We start from the raw sequence: 676 nt of genomic DNA, 5'->3' as shown, positions 1-676 counted from the left end.
ATAGGCGCTGGCGGCGGCCCGGCGCGGGTCGCCGCGCCAGGCCTCGCGCAGGGCCAGCAGGTGGGCCAGGTCGAGCGCGGGCTGGTCGCACAGCAGCACCAGGACGCCGTCCACGTGTTTGCCCAGCGCCTTCACGCCGGTGGCCAGCGAGGCACCCAGGCCGGCCTGCCAGTCGGCGCAGTCCACCCGCCGCAGCGGCAGGTCGGCGGCTTCCGCGTGCACGGCGTCGGCGTTGGCGCCGCACACCAGCCAGGCTTCACCGGGCGCGGTGGCCAGGCCCAGGCGGGCGGCGCGGCGCACCAGCGATTCGCCGTCCAGGCGCAGCAGCTGCTTGGTTTCGCCGAGTCGGCGCGAACCGCCGGCGGCAAGCACGAGCAGGGCGTGGCGGGGCGTGGTCATCGGGGCGCGTGGAAACTGCGCTGGAGGTCGGCGGCGATCGCCAGCGCGATGGCTTCGGGGCCTTCGCCGCCCAGGAACAGGCCGGCGGGCGCGTGCAGGCGCGGCAGCAGGGCCGCGCGCAACGCGGGCTCGAGTCCGGCCAGCAGTTCGTCGCGGCGGCCGGGCGGGCCGAGCAGGCCGACGTAGGGCACGTCGAGCAGGGACAGCGCGCGCAGCGCCTCGAGGTCGGCGCTGGCGAGGTGGGTCATCACCAGCGCGGCGTCGGGCCGGCGGGTGG

Annotated in this window: 2 protein-coding genes; both read right to left on the bottom strand. The window is 77.5% G+C overall.

The genetic code is table 11. The features are described from left to right. Window positions 1-399: nucleotidyltransferase family protein (locus N790_RS05700; protein WP_156969954.1), on the bottom strand; the 399-nt coding region annotated here is incomplete at its 3' end. Beyond that, a partial coding sequence (locus N790_RS05695; protein WP_043801890.1) for an XdhC family protein occupies window positions 396-676 on the bottom strand: 281 nt, incomplete at its 5' end. The genes N790_RS05695 and N790_RS05700, both read right to left, overlap by 4 nt.

Origin of the sequence: Arenimonas malthae CC-JY-1 (genome assembly GCF_000747075.1) — a bacterium.
Taxonomy (GTDB): domain Bacteria; phylum Pseudomonadota; class Gammaproteobacteria; order Xanthomonadales; family Xanthomonadaceae; genus Arenimonas; species Arenimonas malthae.
The sequence above is the reverse complement of the archived record's forward strand: the minus strand, read 5'-3'. Positions and strand labels throughout refer to the sequence as shown.